Below are 21,118 nucleotides of genomic sequence, written 5' to 3' on the forward strand. Positions count from 1 at the left end.
CCGCCGTACCGCCTCAGCGCAGGAGGACCCCGGCGCCCTCCACCACGTCCTGCGACGGCGCGGTCACCAGCCCCAGTTCCGCGCTCGACGCCAGCAGCCGGTGCGCCGGAAGGATCCGTACCGTGTAGCCGTACGGCCCCGTGCGGTCCAGGGACAGCGGGCCCTCGTAGACCCAGCGGCCGTCCAGGTCGGGACCGCCGGTCGGCTTCAGCGGGACCGTCGCCGCGTCCGTGATCCGGTCCTCGGCGTCCACCCGGCCCGAGACCGCCTGCACCTCCACGTCGTCGGGGACCAGCTCGCCGAGGCCGACCCGGACCCGCAGGCTCAGGGTCGTGCCCAGCTCCGCCGTCGTGGTGGCGACCGAGGTCTCCACATGGTCGACGCTCACCCGGTGCCAGGCCGCCCGCACCCGCGCCTTCCACAGCGCCAGTTCGCGCGCGGAGTCCGCGTCCATCGCGCGGTGGGCGAGCGCGGCCGGGGTGTACAGGCGCTCGACGTACTCCCGGACCATCCGCCCGGCCAGCACCTTCGGGCCGAGCAGGGTGAGGGTCTGGCGGACCATCTCGATCCAGCGGTCGGGCAGTCCGCCCTGGCCGCGCTCGTAGAAGCGCGGGGTGACCCGCTGCTCCAGCAGGTCGTAGAGGGCCGCCGCCTCGATGTCGTCGCGCCGGTCCGGGTCCGTCTGGGAGCCGTCCGCGGTGGGGATCGCCCAGCCGAAGTCCGGCTGGAACCACTCGTCCCACCAGCCGTCCAGCACCGACAGATTGAGACAGCCGTTCAGCGCCGCCTTCATGCCCGAGGTGCCGCACGCCTCCAGCGGGCGGAGCGGATTGTTCAGCCAGATGTCGCAGCCCGGGTACAGCTTCTGTGCCATCGCCATGCCGTAGTCCGGCAGGAAGACGATCCGGTGGCGCACCCGCGGATCGTCCGCGAACCGCACCAGGTCCTGGATGAGCCGCTTGCCGCCGTCGTCCGCCGGGTGCGCCTTGCCCGCCACCACGATCTGGACCGGGTGCTCGGGGTGCAGCAGCAGCTCCATCAGCCGGTCCTGGTCGCGCAGCATCAGGGTGAGGCGCTTGTACGACGGGACCCGGCGGGCGAAGCCGATGGTGAGGACGTCCGGGTCGAGCACCCCGTCGATCCACCCCAGCTCCGCGCTGCCGGCGCCGCGCTGCCGCCAGGAGGCGCGCAGCCGCTCGCGCACCTCCGTCACCAGCTGTTCGCGCAGCACCCGGCGCAGCTCCCAGATCTCCTGGTCCGGGATGTCCGCCACCGCGTCCCAGCGGTCGGAACCGCCGACGGTGAAGGCGTCCTCGGTGCGCTGGGCGCCGATCTGCTTGGCGCCGAGCCGGAAGACCTCGGGGGCGACCCAGGTCGGGGCGTGCACCCCGTTGGTGACCGAGGTGATCGGCACCTCGTCGGCGTCGAAGCCCGGCCAGAGCCCGGAGAACATCTCCCGGCTGACGTTGCCGTGCAGCAGTGAGACGCCGTTGGCGCGCTGGCCGAGACGCAGACCCATCACCGCCATGTTGAACAGGTTCGGCTCGCCCCCGGCATAGGACTCCATGCCGAGCTGGAGGATCCGCTCGACGTCGATGCGCGGGAGTTCGGCGTCGGGCCCGAAGTGGCGGGCGACGAGTTCCCGGTCGAAGCGGTCGATGCCGGCGGGGACGGGGGTGTGGGTGGTGAAGACGGTCCCGGCCCGGACCGCCTCCAGGCCGGAGTCGAAGTCGAGTCCCCGGTCGCAGAGTTCGGCGATCCGCTCCAGCCCGAGGAAGCCGGCGTGCCCCTCGTTGGTGTGGAAGACCTCGGGCTCCGCGTGGCCCGTCAGCCGGCAGTACGTCCGTACCGCCCGGACCCCTCCTATGCCGAGCAGCATCTCCTGGAGCAGCCGGTGCTCGCTGCCGCCGCCGTAGAGCCGGTCGGTCACCCCGCGTTCGCCGAGGTCGTTCTCCTCCACGTCGGAGTCGAGGAGCAGCAGCGGGACCCTGCCGACCTGGGCCAGCCAGACCCGGGCGTGCAGGGAGCGGCCGCCGGGCAGGGCGAGGGAGACCTGGGCTGGGGTGCCGTCGGCCTCCCTGAGCAGGGCCACCGGCAGTTCGTTGGGGTCGAGCACCGGGTAGTGCTCCTGCTGCCAGCCGTCCCTGGAAAGGCTCTGCCGGAAGTAGCCGTGCCGGTACAGCAGCCCCACACCGATCAACGGCACCCCGAGATCGCTGGCCGCCTTCAGATGGTCGCCGGCCAGGATGCCCAGGCCGCCGGAGTACTGCGGCAGGGCGGCGGTGATGCCGAATTCGGGGGAGAAATAGGCGACGGCGGCCGGGAGTTCGGAGGACTGGGCCTGGTACCAGCGGTCACCGGAGACATAGTCGTGGAGATCGTCGGCGGCGGCCGTCAGACGGCGCAGGAAACGCCGGTCCTCGGCCAGCTCGGCCAGCCTTCCCGGCGCCACACTGCCCAGGAGCCGTACCGGATCGCCGCCCGAGGCGGCCCAGCGCTCGGGATCGACGGACTGGAAGAGGTCGCGGGTCTCCGCATGCCAGGACCAGCGCAGATTGCGCGCCAGATCGCTGAGCGGCCGCAGGGGTTCGGGGAGAACGGGACGGACGGTGAATCGACGGATCGCCTTCACATTCCACCTCGGCAGGCGTGCGGAAGAGGACGCACGGCGGTGTGCGTCCTGTCATCATCTGCACGGTATCGGTGCGGGCGCTTTGTAACCACGGCGCCTTTCCCGCGTCTCCCTCGAACCTGGACAGGGACTCCACCCGGACCACTCACGGACGTCGTCCGAAAAGCACCGCCACCTTCCCGGATCCGCCCTCGGCGATATGGCCGATTCCGCCCTCACCGGCGTCCTTGTGGCGACTTCGTCCGCCACGCGAGGCTGCTCGTGGCGTCCGGCCCGCGCCGGGTGCGGCCCGGCGGGCAGCGGTGGCCGGACGCCGAGCGAGGAGGGGACTCGGACCATGGCACGGACGCGAACCCGGTCTCTGCGCTGGGCGGGCGGCCTGACCGCGGTGACCTGTACCGCGGCGCTTTCGGCCATCGGCCCGCTCGCGCGCGCCGTACCGGAGGGGCGGATCCACGGCGCCGGGCGACCCGGCACCGTCAGCGGAAGCTACCTGGTGACACTCAAGGAGGGCACGCGGGCTCCCTCGGTGGCCGGAAAGGGCCTGGCGGAACGGTACGGGGCGAGAATCAGCCACACCTACGGCGCCGTTCTCAACGGTTGCGCGGTCCGGGCGAGCGAGAGACAGGCAGGACAACTCGCCGCCGACCCGCGTGTCGCCTCGGTCGCGCAGGACACCCGGGTGGCCCCGGAAACCACCCGGAAGAACCCGCCGTCCTGGGGTCTGGACCGCGTGGACCAGCCGAGCCTGCCGCTCAACGGCCGCTACACCGCGCCCGGGTCCGCGGGCGACGGCAACGGCCACGGCACCCATGTGGCGGGCACGGTCGCCGGATCGGCGTACGGCGTCGCCGAGAAGGCCGAGGTGGTCTCCGTGCGCGTCCTCGACCACGCGGGCGCCGGCACCACCGCCCAGGCCATCGCGGGCATCGACTGGGTGACCAGGAACGCCAGGAAGCCGGCGGTCGCCAACCTCAGCCTGGGCGGCGCCTACAACGCCCAGCTCGATGCGGCCGTACGCACCTCCATCGCGTCCGGCGTCACCCACACCGTCGCCGCGGGCAACGACGGTCTCCCGGCCGGTCTTTCCTCACCGGCCGGGGTGCGCCAGGCGATCACGGTCGGCGCCACCGACCGCGAGGACGCGCGGGCGGGGTTCTCCAACTTCGGCTCGGCCCTCGACCTGTTCGCACCGGGCGTGTCGATCACCTCGACGTCGTCCAGGGGCGACCGCGCCAGGGCCACCCGGTCCGGTACGTCGATGGCGTCGCCGCACGCGGCGGGCGCTGCCGCACTCCATCTGGCCGACCATCGCAAGGCCATGCCCGCACAGGTGTCCGAGGCGCTCGTGGCCGGGGCGGTGAGCGGAAGGGTCTCCGGGCGCGGGCCGGGCTCACCGAACAAACTGCTCCAGGTACCGGGCTCGTAGCGACATGTTCGCGCCCCGTTGAGAACACCCCGGAAGGATCGGTCCCGTTCACCGGACGGGGCCGGCCCTGTGGGCAGATATACGCGTGAGTAGTTAACAAAGTGCCGGATTGCTCACCCGAATAGGGTGGGAAGGCTCCTCCGGGACACTCCACAGGTACACCACAACAGCATCCCGCAGGACCCACCCCCTATCCATCCGCCCACCCACGTTGACGCGGACAGGAGCGGTCATGCCCGCCAAGCACCACTCGTCAGCACCCACGACGCGCAAACCCGAGCGATCTCCCGCACCACGCCCGGCCGCCGCCGGACCGCCCGGCGCGGAGCCACCCTCCGCGAACGGCGTTCGCGGTGTCGGGCGCATACCCGTCCTCGACGTCCGCCCGTTCGTCCAGCGCGGCCGCAGGCCCGCCAAGGCGGTGACCGGCGAGACGTTCGAGGTCTCGGCGACCGTGTTCCGCGAGGGACATGACGCCGTGGCCGCCAATGTCGTGCTGCGCGACCCCGAGGGCCGTCCCGGTCCCTGGACGCCGATGCGCGAACTGGCGCCGGGCACCGACCGCTGGGGCGCCGACGTCACGCCCGACGCCGAGGGCCTGTGGACGTACACCGTGGAGGCGTGGGGCGATCCGGTGACCACCTGGCGGCACCACGCCCGGATCAAGATCCCGGCCGGAATGGACACGGAGCTGGTCCTGGAGGAGGGCGCCCGGCTGTACGAGCGGGCCGCCACCGAAGTCCCCTCCGAACAGCGGCGGATCCTCCTCACCGCGGCCGAACACCTCAGGGACGACACCCGCCCGGCGACCGCGCGCCTCGCGGCGGCCCTGACTCCCGAGGTGGATGCGGTGCTGTCGCGGTATCCGCTGCGGGAGTTGGTGACCGCGTCGGATCCGCTGCCGCTGCTGGTGGAGCGGGAGCGGGCCCTGTACGGGTCGTGGTACGAGTTCTTCCCCCGCTCCGAGGGCACCGAGCAGGTGCCGCACGGCACGTTCCGGACCGCGGCCAGGCGGCTTGCGGCGATCGCCGCGATGGGCTTCGACGTCGTGTACCTGCCGCCGGTCCACCCGATCGGCACGACCTTCCGCAAGGGCCGCAACAACACCCTCGACCCCGCCCCCGAGGATGTCGGGGTGCCGTGGGCGATCGGCTCCCCCGAGGGCGGCCACGACGCCGTCCACCCCGCGCTGGGCACCCTGGAGGACTTCACCTGGTTCGTTCAGCAGGCCCGCGCGCAGGGGCTGGAGGTGGCGCTGGACTTCGCGCTGCAGTGCTCGCCGGACCATCCGTGGGTGCACAAGCATCCGGAGTGGTTCCACCACCGTCCCGACGGCACCATCGCCTATGCGGAGAACCCGCCGAAGAAGTACCAGGACATCTACCCCCTGGCCTTCGACGCAGACCTGGACGGGCTGGTCGCCGAGACGCTGCGGGTGCTGCGGCACTGGATGGCCTGCGGGGTGCGGATCTTCAGGGTGGACAACCCGCACACCAAGCCGGTGCTGTTCTGGGAGCGGGTGATCGCGGAGATCAACCGCACCGACCCGGACGTGATCTTCCTGGCCGAGGCGTTCACCCGGCCGGCGATGATGCACACCCTCGCCCAGATCGGCTTCCAGCAGTCGTACACGTACTTCACCTGGCGCAACACCAAGCAGGAGCTGACGGAGTACCTCACCGAACTGTCCGGCGAGGCGGCTTCCTACATGCGGCCGAACTTCTTCGCCAACACCCCCGACATCCTGCACGCCTTCCTCCAGCACGGCGGCCGGCCCGCCTTCGAACTGCGCGCGGTCCTCGCCGCCACCCTTTCGCCGACCTGGGGCATCTACAGCGGCTACGAACTGTGCGAGAACACCCCGCTGCGCGAGGGCAGCGAGGAGTACCTGGACTCGGAGAAGTACCAGTTGCGGCCGCGTGACTGGGACACCGCCGACACCATCGCTCCCCTCATCACCCGGCTCAACACCGTCCGACGCGCGAGTCCCGCCCTACGGCAGCTGCGCAACCTGCACTTCCACCACGCCGACCAGGATCAGGTGATCGTCTACTCGAAGCGGTCGGGGTCGAACACGGTTCTGGTGGTCGTCAACCTCGACCCCCACCACACCCAGGAGGCCACGGTCTCGTTGGACATGCCGCAACTCGGCCTGGACTGGCACGAGTCGGTTCCGGTGCGCGACGAGCTCACCGGCGAGACCTATCACTGGGGCAGGACGAATTACGTGCGTCTCGAACCGGGCACTCGTCCCGCGCACCTCCTCACCGTCCTGCGACCGTCCACCCCGCAGATCGGAGGGTCACCCACCACATGATCGTCAACGAGCCCGTCCATGACACGTTCGAGGACACCCCGGCCAAGGACCGGCATCCCGACTGGTTCAAGAGCGCCGTCTTCTACGAGGTGCTGGTCCGTTCCTTCCAGGACAGCAACGGCGACGGTGTCGGCGACCTCAAGGGCCTGACCGCCAAGCTGGACTACCTCCAGTGGCTCGGCGTGGACTGCCTGTGGCTGCCCCCGTTCTTCAAGTCGCCGCTCAGGGACGGCGGTTACGACGTCTCCGACTACACCGCGGTGCTGCCGGAGTTCGGCGACCTCGCCGACTTCGTGGAGTTCGTCGACTCCGCTCACCAGCGCGGCATGCGGGTCGTCATCGACTTCGTCATGAACCACACCAGTGACCAGCACCCGTGGTTCCAGGAGTCCAGGAAGGACCCCGACGGCCCCTACGGCGACTACTACATGTGGGCCGACGACGACAAGCAGTACCCCGACGCGCGGATCATCTTCGTCGACACCGAGGCCTCCAACTGGACCTTCGACCCGGTCCGCAAGCAGTACTTCTTCCACCGGTTCTTCTCCCACCAGCCGGACCTCAACTACGAGAACCCGGCCGTGCAGGAGGAGATCATCTCCGCGCTGCGCTTCTGGCTCGACCTCGGCATCGACGGCTTCCGGCTCGACGCGGTGCCGTATCTGTACGCCGAGGAAGGAACCAACTGCGAAAACCTTCCGGCGACCCATGAGTTCCTCAAGCGGGTCCGCAAGGAGATCGACGCCCACTACCCGGACACGGTGCTGCTGGCGGAGGCCAACCAGTGGCCGGAGGACGTCGTCGACTACTTCGGCGACTACCGCAGCGGCGGCGACGAATGCCACATGGCCTTCCACTTCCCGGTCATGCCCCGCATCTTCATGGCCGTGCGCCGGGAGTCGCGCTACCCCGTCTCCGAGATCCTCGCCAAGACCCCGGCCATCCCCTCCGGCTGCCAGTGGGGCATCTTCCTGCGCAACCACGACGAGCTGACCCTGGAGATGGTCACCGACGAGGAACGCGACTACATGTGGGCCGAGTACGCCAAGGACCCCCGCATGCGCGCCAACATCGGCATCCGCCGCCGGCTCGCGCCCCTGCTGGACAACGACCGCAACCAGATCGAGCTGTTCACCGCCCTGCTGTTGTCGCTGCCCGGCTCGCCGATCCTCTACTACGGCGACGAGATCGGCATGGGCGACAACATCTGGCTCGGCGACCGCGACGCCGTCCGCACCCCGATGCAGTGGACGCCGGACAGGAACGCGGGCTTCTCCACCGCCGACCCCGGCCGGCTCTTCCTGCCCACGATCATGGACCCGGTCCACGGCTACCAGGTCACCAACGTCGAGGCGTCCATGGCGTCGCCGTCGTCCCTGCTGCACTGGACCCGGCGCATGATCGAGATCCGCAAGCAGAACCCGGCGTTCGGACTCGGCTCCTACACCGAACTCCCGTCGTCCAACCCGGCCGTGATCGCGTTCCTGCGGGAGTACGAGGACGATCTCGTCCTGTGCGTGCACAACTTCTCCCGGTTCGCCCAGCCGACCGAGCTGGACCTGCGCGAATTCAGCGGACGGCATCCGGTGGAGCTGTTCGGAGGGGTGCGTTTCCCGGCCATCGGGGAACTCCCGTACTTGCTGACGCTGGCGGGGCACGGCTTCTACTGGTTCCGCCTCCGCACGGAGAACTGACTCCCACAAGCCCGGCGGGGCGGTTTCCTCCGCCCCGCCCGGGGCACGCATCACTAACACCCCGACCACCCCCCGGGGAAAGGACGCGACGTCATGTCGGAAGCCGTCATCCGTACGCTCACTTCGACTCCGGGTTTCCTTGCGTCCCTGGACCCCTTGTTGCGGGAGTGGCTGCCGCGGCAGCGGTGGTTCGCCGGAAAGGGCCGGCCGGTCACCGGGTTCTCCCTGGTCGCCGCCACCGAGCTGCTGCCGGCCGACGGCCAGCTGGGCCTGTACCACCTGCTGGTCCGCGCCCATCAGCCGCTCGCCCTCGGCGCCGAGACGCACCCCGGAGACTGCTACCAGCTCCTCATAGGCGCGCGCGAGGCGCTGCCGCCCAGGCTCGCGCCCGCGCTGATCGGACACGTGGAGGGGGGCCCGCTCGCCGGACGCACGGTGTACGAGGCCCTGTACGACCCCCGGCCCGCCGAACTGCTCCTGGAGGCGCTGCGCACCCAGGCCCGGATCGGCGGGCTGCGTTTCGAACGGGAGCAGGACCAGGAGATCCGCCCGGGCCTGGTCCCGCGCGTGATGACCGCCGAGCAGTCCAACTCGTCGATCGTCTATGGCGATACGTTCATCCTGAAGCTGCTGCGCCGGGTCGTGCCCGGCGTCAACCCCGACCTGGAGCTGCCGCTGGCGCTGGCCCGCGAGGGCTGTCCCCGGGTACCGGCGCCCACGGCGTGGATCCGCGCCGAGCACTCCGGGGAGCCGTACGTCCTCGGTGTGCTCCAGCCCTTCGTGCAGGGCGCCTCGGACGGCTGGGAGCTGGCGCTGCACGAGCTGGCCAAGGGCGGGGACTTCGCCGCGGAGGCGCGGGCGCTGGGGCGGGCCACCGCCGAGGTGCACACCGCGCTGGCCCGCGCGCTGCCGACCGTCACCCTCGGCCGTACCCAGCTGGAGATGATGGTTCACGGCATGCTGGAGCGGCTCGACTCGGCCACACAGGCGGTGCCCGCGCTGCGGCCGTACGCGCCGGGGCTGCGGTCCGCGTTCGAGGCGCTCGGCACCCTGGCGGCCGAGGGCCGCACCTGGACCGCCCAACGCGTCCACGGGGATCTGCACCTCGGCCAGTGTCTGCGCTCGCCCGCCGGACAGTGGTCACTGATCGACTTCGAGGGCGAACCGGCCAAGCCGCTCGCCGAGCGCCGTATGCCGCAGCCCCCGCTGCGGGACATCGCCGGGATGCTGCGCTCCTTCGACTACGCGGCCCATTCGGCCGAGCCGGCCGTGCCGGACTGGGCCGAGACCTGCCGGGCCGCGTACTGCTCCGGGTACGCCGAGGTCTCCGGCGTCGATCCCCGTACCGATCCCGTGCTGCTGCGGGCGTGCGAGACGGACAAGGCGATCTACGAGGTCGTCTACGAGGCCCGCCACCGTCCCGACTGGCTTCCGGTCCCGCTGTCGGCCGTGCGCCGCCTCGCCGCGGACGTCGGCGCACCGTCCCCGCTCACCTCACCCTCGTCGAGGAGGCTCCACCCGTGACCCCCCGCCCCCCGTCCCCCGGTTCCGATCCGCACCAGTCGGCCGAGCAGACGGCCGAGGAGATGAGCGTCGCGAAGAAGGCGGCAGCGGCGGCCAAACAGGCTGCCGCCCAGAAGAGTCCGGCGAAGAAGGACGCCGCTCGGAAGGACGCCGCGCGCAAAGCGAAGAAGACCGCGAAGAAGGTCGCCGCCAAGGCGGCGGGCGGCACGTCGGTCACCGTGAAGAAGACCTCGGCGAAGAAGGACGCGACGGAGAGGGACGCGGCGAAGAAGGCGCCCGGGACCAAGGCCCCGGCCGGGGAACCCGCCACGGCCCTCCCCCCGGAGCCCGTGCTGGAACCCGTGCTGGAGCCCGCCCCGGTGGTCGCCGTCTCCCCCGCCATGGACGCCGACGACCGGGCCCGTCTCCTCGCCGGCACCCATCACGCTCCGCACTCCGTGCTCGGCGCGCACCCCGTGCCCGGTGGCGTGGCCTTCCGGGCCTTCCGGCCGTACGCCCGTGCCGTGACCGTGCTCGCCGGGGAGCTGCGGGCCGAGCTGCACGACGACGGCGAGGGCTTCTTCTCGGGTCTGCTGCCGCTGCCCGAGGTGCCGGAGTACCGGCTGCTCGTGACGTACGAGGACACGGAGCTGCAGACCGAGGACCCGTACCGCTTCCTGCCCGCGCTGGGCGATCTGGACCTGCACCTGATCGGCGAGGGCCGGCACGAGCAGCTGTGGCGGGCACTCGGCGCCGAGCCGATGACCCACCAGGGCGTCGACGGCACCCGGTTCACGGTGTGGGCGCCGAACGCGCGCGGGGTGCGGGTGGCCGGGACCTTCAACTTCTGGGACGGCACCGGGTATCCGATGCGGTCGCTGGGCGGGACCGGGGTGTGGGAGCTGTTCGTCCCGGCGATAGGCGAGGGCGAGCTGTACAAGTTCGACATCACCCGGCCCGACGGTTCCCGCACCCTGCGGGCGGACCCGATGGCCCGCCGCACCGAGGTCCCGCCGCTCACCTCGTCGGTCATTCACGCCTCGCACCACGAGTGGCACGACCAGGAGTGGCTGGAGCAGCGCGGGCGGATACCGGCGCATGAGGGGCCCTTCTCGGTCTACGAGGTGCATCTGGCTTCCTGGCGGCCGGGGCTGACCTACCGCCAGCTCGCCGAGCAACTGCCTGCCTACGTCAAGGAGCTGGGCTTCACGCATGTGGAACTGATGCCGGTCGCGGAGCATCCGTTCGGCGGTTCCTGGGGCTATCAGGTCACCGGCTTCTACGCGCCCACCGCCCGGCTCGGCACGCCCGACGACTTCAAGTTCCTGGTCGACTCGCTGCACCAGGCGGGCATCGGCGTGCTGATGGACTGGGTGCCCGCGCACTTCCCGCGCGACGACTGGGCGCTGGCCGAGTTCGACGGGCGCCCGCTGTACGAGCACGAGGACCCGCTGCGCTCCGCGCACCCCGACTGGGGCACGCTGGAGTTCGACTTCGGGCGCCGCGAAGTGCGCAACTTCCTGGTGGCGAACGCCGTGTACTGGTGCGAGGAGTTCCACATCGACGGGCTGCGGGTGGACGCGGTCGCCTCGATGCTGTACCTCGACTACTCGCGTGAGCCGGGGCAGTGGATCCCGAACGTCCACGGCGGCCGGGAGAATCTGGACGCGGTGGCGTTCCTCCAGGAGATGAACGCGACCGTGTACCGGCGGGTGCCGGGCGTGGTGACGATCGCGGAGGAGTCCACCGCCTGGGAGGGGGTCACCCGGCCCACCGACGGCGGCGGGCTCGGCTTCGGCCTGAAGTGGAACATGGGCTGGATGCACGACTCGCTGGGCTACCTGTCCCACGAGCCGATCCACCGCAGGTACCACCACCACGAGATGACCTTCTCGATGGTGTACGCCTACAGCGAGAACTACGTGCTGCCGATCTCGCACGACGAGGTCGTGCACGGCAAGCGGTCACTGGTGTCGAAGATGCCCGGCGACTGGTGGCAGCAGCGCGCCACCCACCGCGCCTACCTGGGCTTCATGTGGGCCCACCCCGGCAAGCAACTCCTTTTCATGGGGCAGGAGTTCGCCCAAGGCGCGGAGTGGTCGGAGGCGCACGGACCGGACTGGTGGCTGCTGGATCCGGCGTACGGGGCGGAGGCCGACCACCGGGGCGTGCGGGACCTGGTCCGGGACCTGAACACCGTCTACCGGCACACTCCTGCGCTGTGGGCGCGGGACACCGACCCGGACGGCTTCCGGTGGGTGGTCGGGGACGCGGCGGAGGACAACGTCTTCGCGTTCCTCCGGTACGACACGGAGGGCGTGCCGCTGCTGGCGGTCTCCAACTTCGCCCCGGTGGTGCGGCAGGACTACCGCCTGGGCGTCCCCGAGGACGTCCCGGCCTGGCACGAGACGCTGAACACCGACGGCGCGCGGTACGGCGGCAGCGACGTCGGCAACCCCGACCCCCTCAAGCCCGAGCCCCAGGGCCGGCACGGCCAGGCGACCAGCATCCGCCTGACCCTGCCGCCCCTGGCGACGGTGTGGCTCCGGCCGGCCTAGCCGACCAGGCCGGCCGGGAGCGGGCCGGTGTGCAGGATGCCGAGGCTCTGCGTCGCCCGGGTCAGGGCGACGTAGAGGTCGCTGGTGCCGTAGCGGCCGGGCTCCACGACCAGGACCGAGTCGAACTCCAGGCCCTTGGCCTGCCGCGGGTCCAGCAGGACGACGGTCCGGGTGAGGTCCGGTTCCGCGTCCGCCGTCACCCCGTCGAGGTGCGCGGCGAGGCGGCGGTGGAGGTCGCGCGGGGCGATGACCGCCAGGCGTCCCTCCGCGGGGGTCAGCTCCCCGACCGCCTCGGCCACGGCGCCGGGCAGGTCGTCCGTCGCGCGGATCCACGGCCGTACCCCCGTCGAGCGCACGGAGCTGGGCGGTTCGAACCCGGGGTGCTCGGCGCGGACCACGGCCGCCGCGAGCTCCATGATCTCGGCCGGGGTGCGGTAGTTGACGCCCAGCCGGGTGTGCTCCCAGCGGTCCTCCACGTACGGCTGGAGGATGTCGGCCCAGGAGCCGACGCCCGCCGCCTCGGCGGTCTGGGCCGGGTCGCCGACCAGGGTCATCGAGCGGGTCGGGCTGCGCCGCATCAGCAGGCGCCACGCCATCGGCGACAGCTCCTGCGCCTCGTCGACGATGATGTGCCCGAACGCCCAGGTGCGGTCGGCCGCCGCGCGCTCGGCGGCGCTGCGGTGGTCGTCCTCCTCCTGCCGCTCGGCGAACCGCTCGGCGTCGATGATGTCGTGCGCGGAGAGCACCTCGGAGTCCTCGTCGTGCTTGTCGTCGAACTCATAGGTACGGGAGGCGTACGACACGTCCAGCACGCCCTGCGCGTAGGCGATCTGGGTCTCCCGCTCGCGTTCCGCCCGCAGCCGGGCCACCCGGTCGTCCTCGCCGAGGAGTTCGGCGGCCTCGTCGAGCAGGGGGACGTCCGCCACGGTCCAGGCCCGGGTCACCGGGCGCCGCACGGCGGCCGCGTCGGCGGCCGAGAGGTATCCCTCCGGTGCGGCGAGGAAGTCGGCGACCACCCGCTGCGGGGTGAGCAGCGGCCACAGCTGGTCGATGGCCGACCGGACCTCGGGGTTCTCGGCGAGGTCGTCGCGGATCTGGGTGATGTCGCTCGGGTCGAGCAGGTTCGTACCGTCGTAGGGGTCGGTGCCGATGCGCTCGGCGACCATGTCGGTGAGGGTGTTGAGGATGTGGCCCTCGAAGTACTCGCGTGCCGCGTTGTGCGGCAGCCGCGCCGAGCGGGTGCGTTCGCGGGCGACGCCCACCAGGCCGTCGTCGAGCATCAGGATCTCGCGGTCGTGCTCGATCGCGATCACCGGATCGGGCAGCGCCTGCCGGTCGCGTACGACGGCGGCGAGCACCTCCGCCATGTCGGCGCGCCCCTTCACGGCGGCTGCCTCCGGAGTGTCCGCCGCCTTCGCCCGTACGCCCGGGAAGAGTTCGCCGACCGTCGCCAGCAGCACGCCCGTCTCACCGAGGGAGGGCAGCACCTCGCCGATGTAGCCGAGGAAGGCGGGGTTGGGGCCGACGATCAGAACGGCCCGCTTGGCGAGCAGTTCCCGGTGCTCGTAGAGGAGATACGCGGCCCGGTGCAGGGCGACGGCCGTCTTGCCGGTGCCGGGGCCGCCCTCCACCACCAGGACTTGGCGGTGCGGAGCGCGGATGATCTCGTCCTGTTCGGCCTGGATGGTCTGCACGATGTCGCCCATGCGGCCGGTGCGCGCGGAGTTCAGGGCAGCGAGCAGCACCGCGTCGCCGCTGGGGTCCTCGTGGCCGGTGCGCTGCTGGTCCCCGAGGTCGAGGATCTCGTCGTGCAGCGCGGTCACCGTACGGCCGCTGGTGCTGATGTGCCGGCGTCTGCGCAGGCCCATCGGGGTGTGTCCGGTGGCCAGGTAGAAGGGGCGGGCGACGGCGGCCCGCCAGTCGATGAGGATCGGGGTGCGGGCCTCGTCCTCGGTGCGCAGTCCGATCCGGCCGATGTGGTGGCTGACGCCGGAGGCGAGATCGATCCGGCCGAAGCAGAGCGAGCCGTCGACCGCGTTCAGCGCGGCGAGCAGCCCCGAGCGCTCGGCGACGAGGATGTCCCGCTCCAGACGGGCCTGCATGGGCGTGTTGCCCTGGGCGAGGGCGTCGGCGACGGAGGTCTCGGTGTCACCGCGCAGCGCGTCCACGCGCGCGTACAGGCCGTCGATGAATTCCTGCTCGCCGCGCATTTCATCGTCCGGAAATTCGCTGTTTGACAATTCCACTCCCGCCCGGATATACTGCGCTTACTCAGCTTCTTCGCGACCCAATTCCATTGAAGTCGCGAATCATTGAATATACGCAAAGAAATCCCCCGGGCGCAATTGCCCGGGGGATTTCTTGTGTGTGGGTGCAGATCACAGCACGTCGGCGATCTCCTCCAGCAGCCGCCGCTTGGGCCGGGCCCCCACCATGGACCGCACCGGCTCACCGCCCCGGAAGACCATGAAGGTCGGCATGGACAGCACCTTGTAGGCGTTGGTGGTCAGCGGGTTGTGGTCCACGTCCAGCTGCACCACCTTCAGACGGTCGCCCGTCTCGTCGGCCAGTGCCCGCAGCACCGGCGCCATCTGCCGGCACGGCGGACACCAGTCGGCGGTGAACTCCACCAGCACCGGCACGTCGGACCCGATGACTTCCGCCTCGAAGTCGGCGTCGGTCACTTCACTCACCACGGCACTCACCACGGTCACCCTCCCAGTTCGCACTTCGGATCCTCGGCGAGTGCGAGCCGCACCCCGATCTGCGCCCGTACGGCCTGCAACTCGCCGATCAGCGCGTCGAGTTCGTCCAGCTTGCGCCGGTAGACCGCGAGCGAGGCCGGGCACGAGTCGCCCTCGGGGTACCCGGCCCGCAGACACTCCACGAACGGCCGGGTCTCCTCCAGGTCGAACCCGAAGTCCTGGAGCGTCCTGATCTGCCGCAGCAGCCTCAGATCGCTTTCGTCGTAGGTCCGGTAGCCGTTCTCGGTGCGCCGCGCGGGCAGCAGGCCGCGTGACTCGTAGTACCGGAGCGTCCGGGTCGTCGTCCCGGCCCGCTCGGCCAGCTCGCCGATTCGCATGCGTACGAACGTAATCCTTGACCCCGGCGTCAAGGCAACAGCGGATTGCCCTCCACCGGGGAAGTGGTGAGGGCCCGGGTCTCGGCGGCGTACAGCTCGGCGGGGTCGAAGCCCATGCCGGTGAAGTGGCCGGCCAGTTCGAGGGACAGGGTGCCGTGCAGGCGGGTCCAGAAGACCAGGGCGTGGTGGAGGGCCGCGGGCGGGGCCGAGTGGTCGCCGGCCCAGAAGCGGTGCTCGGCGATGTGGGTCTGGAACGGGTCCTCGGCGACGCCCTCGGCCTCGCAGGCGTCGAGGAGCACGGTCATCACCTCGGAGGCGATGAGGGTGGTGTCGGGGGGCGCCTGGTAGCCGGGGACGGGGGTGCCGTAGACGAGGAAGTACCGGTGGGGGTCTTCCAGGGCCCAGTCCCTCATGGTCCGGGCGAGGCCGGGGAGGCCGGCGCCCGCCTTGGCCGCGGCCTGGAAGCGGTCGGCGAGGCTGCGGTAGGCGTCCCTGATCAGCTCGGTGATGAGTTCGTCGCGGTTGGCGAAGTAGCGGTAGAGGGCGGGGCCGCTCATGCCCATCTGCTTGGCGATGGCGTTGAGGGACAGCGCGGAGGCGCCGGCGCCGGCGATCTGTTCCCAGGCGCGGGTCTTGATCTCGTCCCGTACCTGGGCGCGGTAGCGCTCTCGGGGGGTCCTGGGGTCCGACGTGGGCACGATCTACGCGCTCCTGACCGGTGGGGGCTATAGCGTCAAGGGTTCGCTATAGGTTATCACCGACCCCTGGGATCGGCGCCGCCGCACACCGCACGGTGTGCAGAATGGCTGCCATGCCCACCGGTCACACCACCCGCGCCGACGTCAACCGCCGCCGCATCCTGGATGTCGCCCTCATCGAACTCCTGCGCGACCCCGACGCGTCGATGGACCAGATCGCGCGCGCCGCGGGTGTCGTACGGCGGACGGTGTACGGCCATTTCCCCAGCCGTGAGGCGCTGGTCGGCACACTCGTCGACGATGCCGTGGCGGCGGTCGCCGCGGCGCATGCGGCGGGGTGCGCGGGGATCGAGGATCCGGCGGAGGCGCTGGCCGGTTCGGTGCTGGCGGTCTGGGAGGTCGCCGACCGCTACCGCATCCTGGTGGCGCTGGCCCAGCGCAGTGTCACCGTGCAGGGCATCCGCGGCCGGCTGACCCCCGTCCGCGAGGCCGCCGCGGACCTCCTCCGACGCGGCCTGGACCAGGGCGTGTTCACCTCACCGCTGCCGGCGCCCGCGCTGGCGTACGTCCATGAGCAGACCCTGATCGCCCTGATGGAGGCGGTGAACGAAGGTCTTCTCGCGCCCGAGGAGGCGGGCCGCTCGGCCGCGGCCACCGTGCTGACCACGGCGGGCGTACCCGCCGCGGAGGCCACCGCGCTGGTGGCGGGGCTGCACACATGAGCCGAGCGGCCAGGCCCGTGGGGGAGTGCCTGACCGCTCGGGGTAGTGCGGGAGCCGGGGCTACGCCTTCGCCAGCTCCTTCTCGCCGCCCTGCTCGGGGACCTCGGCCGGCGTCTCCGGCTCGGCGCCGCCGTCGTCGAGCAGGGTCGCCTCGTCGAACGGGATCCGGCCGGCCAGTACCTGGTCGACCCGGCCGCGGTCGATCTCCTTGGTCCAGGTGCCGATCAGGACCGTGGCCACGGCGTTGCCCGCGAAGTTCGTCAGGGCGCGGGCCTCGCTCATGAACCGGTCGATGCCGACGATGAGACCGATGCCGTCCACCAGCGCGGGCTTGTGCGACTGCAGACCACCGGCCAGCGTCGCCAGCCCCGCCCCGGTGACGCCCGCCGCGCCCTTGGAGGCGACCAGCAGGAACAGCAGCAGCGGGATCTGCTCGCCGACCGACATCGGCGTCCCCATGGCGTCCGCGATGAACAGCGAGGCCATGGTCATGTAGATCATCGTGCCGTCGAGGTTGAAGGAGTAGCCCGTCGGCACCGTGATGCCGACCACCGGCTTGCTGATGCCCAGGTGCTCCATCTTCGCGATGAGCCGCGGCAGCGCGGACTCGGACGAGGACGTCGACAGGATCAGCAGGAACTCCCGGCCCAGGTACTTGAAGAGGGTGAGGATGTTCAGGCCCGCGACGACCCGCAGCAGCACACCGAGCACCAGGAAGACGAACAGCACGCAGGTGACGTAGAAGCCGAGCATCAGGACGGCGAGGCTCTTGAGGGCATCGAGGCCGGCCGAGCCGGTCACCGCGGCGATGGCGCCGAAGGCACCGACCGGCGCGGCCCACATGACCATCGCGAGGATGCGGAAGACCAGCCGCTGCAGGTGCTCCACACCGCGCAGGATCGGCTGCCCGGCCGGGCCCATGGCCTGCAGCGCGAAGCCGGCGAGCAGGGCGATGAGCAGGGTCTGCAGGACCTCGCCACCGGTGAAGGCGGAGACCATCGTGGTGGGGATGATGCCGAGCAGGAACTCGGTGGTGTCCTTCGCCTCGGCGTCGACCTGGGCGTGACCGGCGTCCTTGACCGCGTCGGTCACCGCGAGGCCGGTGCCCGGCTCCAGGATGTTGCCGACGACCAGGCCGATGCCCAGCGCGATCAGCGACATGATCGTGAAGTAGACCAGCGCGATACCGCCGACGGCGCCGACCTTCGCGGCCTTGCGGACCGACCCGATGCCGAGCACGATCGTGCAGAAGATGATCGGCGAGATCATCATCTTGATCAGGTTCACGAACCCGGTGCCGATCGGCTTCAGCTCCACCGCGAAGTCGGGTGCGACCAGACCGACGGTGATGCCCAGGGCGACCGCGATGATCACCGCGATGTAGAGATAGTGCGTGCGGTCCCGCTTGGCTGCGGGTGCCGTATCGGGGGTGCTGGCGGCCACGGCTGCCCTCCTTGACGTCTTCGTCGGCATCACCGGCGTGCGGCTCACGTCCGGGGGTTTCGGGGAATGCCGTGACTATCTCCCGCCCTGTGAGGGCGGTCACCCTTCCGTTCATTTAGTTCACGCCGGGCCGGGAGGCACACTGACGGCATGCGCCTCCCCGTCCCCCGGCCCCGCAGCCTCGCAGGCCAGCTCTTCGCCATGCAGGCGGTGCTGATAGCGGTGGTCGTCGCCGGGTACGCGCTGTTCACGTACGCCGGTGACCGCAGCCAGGCCGAGGACGCGGCCGGCCGGCAGGCGCTGGCCGTGGCCCGCTCGATCGCCGACTCCCCCTCGGTACGGCAGGCGATCCGCACCGACGACCCCTCCTCCTCGCTCCAGCCGTACGCGCTGCACGTGCAGCGGGACACCGGGGTCGACTTCGTCACGATCATGAACACGCGGGGCATCCGCTGGACCCACCCCGATCCCGGCGAGATCGGCCAGCGCTTCATCGGTCACATCGAGGACGCGCTGCGGGGCGAGTCCTTCACCGAGACGTACACCGGCACCCTCGGCCCCTCCGTCCGCGCGGTCACCCCCGTCTGGGACGGCGGGCGGATCGTCGGCCTGGTCAGCGCCGGTATCAAGGTGGAGGAGATCAGCAAGCGGGTGCGGGGCCAGCTGACCGCGCTGATCGGCGTGGCGGGCGGCGCGCTCGCGCTCGGCGCGGTCGGCACGTACGTCGTCAACGCCCGGCTGCGCCGCCACACGCACGGCATGAACGCCACCGAGCTGAGCCGCATGTACGACTACTCCCAGGCCGCCCTGCACGCGGTGCGCGAAGGGCTGCTGATGCTCGACGGACAGTTCCGGGTGGCGCTGGTCAACGACGGCGGCCGGGAGCTGCTGGGCGTCTCGGACCAGGTGGTCGGCGCCTCCGTCGCCGACCTCGGGCTGCCGCCGTCGCTCACCGGTGCGCTGCTGGCGTCGGAGCCCCGGGTGGACGAGGTGCATCTGACGGCGGACCGGGTGCTGGTGGTCAACACCTCCCCGGTGTCGGGCGGGGAGCGCCGGGGCACGGTGGTGACCTTGCGGGACGTCACCGAACTCCAGTCGCTGATGGGCGAGCTGGACTCCGAGCGGGGCTTCACCCAGGCGCTTCGCTCGCAGGCGCACGAGGCCGCCAACCGGCTGCACACGGTGGTCTCGCTGATCGAGCTGGGCCGGGCCGAGGAGGCGGTGGCGTTCGCGACGGCCGAACTGGAGCTGGCGCAGGCGCTCACCGACCGGGTCGTGGCAGCCGTCGGCGAGCCGGTGCTGGCGGCGCTGCTGCTGGGCAAGACGGCCCAGGCGAACGAGCGGGGCGTGGAGCTGGTGGTGTCGCAGGACAGCCGGCTCGACGACGGGCTCCTGCCGCCGTCGCTGCCCGCCCGGGACCTGGTCACCATCCTGGGCAACCTGATCGACAACGCGGTCGACGCGGCGCAGGGCAGCGCGCGGGCACGGGTGACGGTACGGGCGTACACGGAGGCGTCCGAGCTGGTGCTGTCCGTCTCGGACACGGGGGCGGGCGTGGACCCGGCGCACGCGGAGGCGGTGTTCGAGCGGGGCTTCTCGACCAAGCCGGCGCCCGGTCCCGGTGGGCGGGGGCTGGGGCTGGCGCTGGTACGGCAGGCGGTGGGCAGGCACGCGGGGGCGCTGACGGTGGCGGGCGCCGAGGAGGGCGGGGCGAAGTTCGAGGTACGGCTGCCGCTGGGGGCCGTACGGGCGGGCGCGGGCGTAGTTTCTGGGGGCGCAGTCTCTGGAGGCCCCGTATGAGCACCCCGCAGCAGATCCGTGTCCTGGTCGTGGAGGACGACCCCGTCGCCGCCGACGCGCATGTCCTGTACGTCGGCCGGGTCCCCGGTTTCACCGCCGTCGGCAAGGCGCACACGGGCGCTCAGGCGCGCCGCGCGCTGGACCGCACGCCCGTGGACCTGCTGCTGCTCGACCTGCACCTGCCGGATGTGCACGGGCTGCAACTGGCGCGCTCGCTGCGGGCGTCGGGGCATCACGCGGACGTGATAGCGGTGACGTCGGCGCGGGATCTGGCGGTGGTGCGGGAGGGCGTGTCGCTGGGGGTGGTCCAGTACGTCCTGAAGCCGTTCACCTTCGCGACGCTCAGGGACCGGCTCGTGCGGTACGCCGAGTTCCACGCGGCGGCGGGCGAGGCGAGCGGCCAGGACGAGGTCGACCGCGCCCTGGCGACCCTGCGGGCACCGGGCCCGGCCGCCCTGCCGAAGGGCCTGAGCGCACCGACCCTGGAACGGGTGACGGTGGCGCTGCGGGACTGCGCGCAGGGTCTGACGGCGACGGGCGTGGCGGAGGCGGTGGGCATCTCGCGGATCACGGCGCGCCGGTATCTGGAGCATCTGGTGGACGCGGGGCGGGCGGCGCGCAGTCCGCAGTACGGGACGGTGGGGCGGCCGGAGCTGCAGTACCGGTGGGTCAGCGGCTCTCAGCTGAACGGCCGGGCATAGGCGACGACTTGCGCGGCGAGACCGCACAGGGCGAGGGCTTCGAGGACGGAGACGACGAGCAGTCCGGGGGATGTCTGCCCGGCACTCCAGTAGACGGCGAGCCCGGCGAGCGGCACGACGCAGAAGGCCGACAGGTCGATGGCGCACTGGACGGCTTTGCGGGAGCGGCGCCGGGGGTCGGCGCGGTGGGCGGTCTCCCACGCGAACACGCGCTCGGCCTCGGCGAGTTGCGTGAGCCGCGGCCCGAGATCCTCGCGTACGTACTTCCCGATGGCGGAGATCTTCTCGTCGTTGACGAGGTAGGTCCAGCCGAGGACCACGCACACCGGTGGGATGGCGAGCAGCATGGCGGACTGCTCGGCCTGCGCGGCGGCGGCGATGACCGCGGCGACGACGGTGAGGGTGACGTAGAGGAGGTTGTCGCGGAAGCCGATGCGGGTCTTCTGCTCGTCCTTGACGGTCTGGTACTCGGTGAGGAGCAGTTGGCCGATGGTGACGTCGCGCTCCGCCACGTTGTTCTTCCTTCCCCCGGTGGTCGT

At 71.3% G+C, this 21,118-nt stretch carries 15 protein-coding genes; 8 read left to right on the forward strand and 7 right to left on the reverse strand.

Features of this window, described 5'->3' with window-relative positions; translation table 11 throughout:
• Positions 1-13: 13 nt before the first annotated feature.
• Positions 14-2,632 carry a glycosyltransferase family 1 protein gene (locus ACFYW5_RS01240; protein ID WP_389414864.1) on the reverse strand — a complete coding sequence of 873 codons (2,619 nt, stop codon included), beginning with the start codon at positions 2,630-2,632 and terminating at the stop codon, positions 14-16.
• A gap of 337 nt (positions 2,633-2,969) precedes the next feature.
• Here ACFYW5_RS01240 and ACFYW5_RS01245 point away from each other — a divergent pair, with 337 nt between their 5' ends.
• The 5 genes from ACFYW5_RS01245 to glgB all read left to right on the forward strand — a co-directional run bounded on the left by ACFYW5_RS01245 (position 2,970) and on the right by glgB (position 12,133).
• Positions 2,970-4,061, forward strand: a complete 1,092-nt coding sequence (locus ACFYW5_RS01245) for a S8 family peptidase (RefSeq protein ID WP_389414865.1) — start codon at positions 2,970-2,972, stop codon at positions 4,059-4,061.
• 232 nt (positions 4,062-4,293) lie between these two features.
• Positions 4,294-6,378 carry an alpha-1,4-glucan--maltose-1-phosphate maltosyltransferase gene (locus ACFYW5_RS01250; RefSeq protein ID WP_389414866.1) on the forward strand — a complete coding sequence of 695 codons (2,085 nt, stop codon included), beginning with the start codon at positions 4,294-4,296 and terminating at the stop codon, positions 6,376-6,378.
• Positions 6,375-8,072, forward strand: a complete 1,698-nt coding sequence (gene treS, locus ACFYW5_RS01255; protein WP_389414867.1) for a maltose alpha-D-glucosyltransferase — start codon at positions 6,375-6,377, stop codon at positions 8,070-8,072. Before ACFYW5_RS01250 ends, treS begins: the two co-directional genes overlap by 4 nt.
• 93 nt (positions 8,073-8,165) lie before the next feature.
• Positions 8,166-9,596 carry a maltokinase gene (locus ACFYW5_RS01260; RefSeq protein WP_389414868.1) on the forward strand — a complete coding sequence of 477 codons (1,431 nt, stop codon included), beginning with the start codon at positions 8,166-8,168 and terminating at the stop codon, positions 9,594-9,596.
• A complete protein-coding gene (gene glgB, locus ACFYW5_RS01265; RefSeq protein WP_389414869.1) occupies positions 9,593-12,133 on the forward strand; it encodes a 1,4-alpha-glucan branching enzyme in 2,541 nt (846 codons plus the stop codon). The genes ACFYW5_RS01260 and glgB overlap by 4 nt, the downstream gene beginning before the upstream one ends.
• Here glgB and ACFYW5_RS01270 read toward each other — a convergent pair.
• The 4 genes from ACFYW5_RS01270 to ACFYW5_RS01285 all read right to left on the reverse strand — a co-directional run bounded on the left by ACFYW5_RS01270 (position 12,130) and on the right by ACFYW5_RS01285 (position 15,913).
• Positions 12,130-14,343 (reverse strand): HelD family protein, encoded by a 2,214-nt coding sequence (locus ACFYW5_RS01270; protein WP_389414870.1) that lies wholly within the window; start codon positions 14,341-14,343, stop codon positions 12,130-12,132. The two genes, glgB and ACFYW5_RS01270, sit on opposite strands and share 4 nt — an antisense overlap.
• 168 nt (positions 14,344-14,511) lie before the next feature.
• Positions 14,512-14,826, reverse strand: coding sequence for a thioredoxin family protein (locus tag ACFYW5_RS01275; protein WP_389414871.1), 315 nt, complete (start codon positions 14,824-14,826; stop codon positions 14,512-14,514).
• 17 nt (positions 14,827-14,843) lie between these two features.
• Entirely contained in the window at positions 14,844-15,215 is a 372-nt protein-coding gene (locus tag ACFYW5_RS01280) for a MerR family transcriptional regulator (protein WP_389414872.1), read from the reverse strand.
• A gap of 29 nt (positions 15,216-15,244) precedes the next feature.
• A complete protein-coding gene (locus ACFYW5_RS01285; RefSeq protein WP_389414873.1) occupies positions 15,245-15,913 on the reverse strand; it encodes a TetR/AcrR family transcriptional regulator in 669 nt (222 codons plus the stop codon).
• A gap of 104 nt (positions 15,914-16,017) precedes the next feature.
• On the opposite strand from ACFYW5_RS01285, the gene ACFYW5_RS01290 reads away from it, so the two are divergent.
• Positions 16,018-16,635 (forward strand): TetR/AcrR family transcriptional regulator, encoded by a 618-nt coding sequence (locus tag ACFYW5_RS01290; RefSeq protein ID WP_389414874.1) that lies wholly within the window; start codon positions 16,018-16,020, stop codon positions 16,633-16,635.
• Positions 16,636-16,695: 60 nt separating this feature from the next.
• Here ACFYW5_RS01290 and ACFYW5_RS01295 read toward each other — a convergent pair whose 3' ends face one another.
• Positions 16,696-18,108: a cation:dicarboxylate symporter family transporter gene (locus ACFYW5_RS01295; protein ID WP_389415612.1), complete on the reverse strand. Its 1,413-nt coding sequence runs from the start codon at positions 18,106-18,108 to the stop codon at positions 16,696-16,698.
• Between the two features lie 120 nt (positions 18,109-18,228).
• On the opposite strand from ACFYW5_RS01295, the gene ACFYW5_RS01300 reads away from it, so the two are divergent.
• Positions 18,229-19,878, forward strand: a complete 1,650-nt coding sequence (locus tag ACFYW5_RS01300; protein WP_389414875.1) for an ATP-binding protein — start codon at positions 18,229-18,231, stop codon at positions 19,876-19,878.
• The gene (locus tag ACFYW5_RS01305; protein WP_389414876.1) at positions 19,875-20,579 is read left to right on the forward strand and encodes a response regulator; all 705 of its coding nucleotides are present in this window, start codon (positions 19,875-19,877) and stop codon (positions 20,577-20,579) included. Before ACFYW5_RS01300 ends, ACFYW5_RS01305 begins: the two co-directional genes overlap by 4 nt.
• Here the strand turns inward: ACFYW5_RS01305 and ACFYW5_RS01310 are convergent.
• Complete coding sequence (locus ACFYW5_RS01310) at positions 20,558-21,091, reverse strand: hypothetical protein (protein ID WP_389414877.1); 534 nt, start codon at positions 21,089-21,091, stop codon at positions 20,558-20,560. The two genes, ACFYW5_RS01305 and ACFYW5_RS01310, sit on opposite strands and share 22 nt — an antisense overlap.
• Positions 21,092-21,118: the final 27 nt, after the last annotated feature.

It is taken from the genome of Streptomyces sp. NPDC002779, assembly GCF_042888685.1.
Classification (GTDB): domain Bacteria; phylum Actinomycetota; class Actinomycetes; order Streptomycetales; family Streptomycetaceae; genus Streptomyces.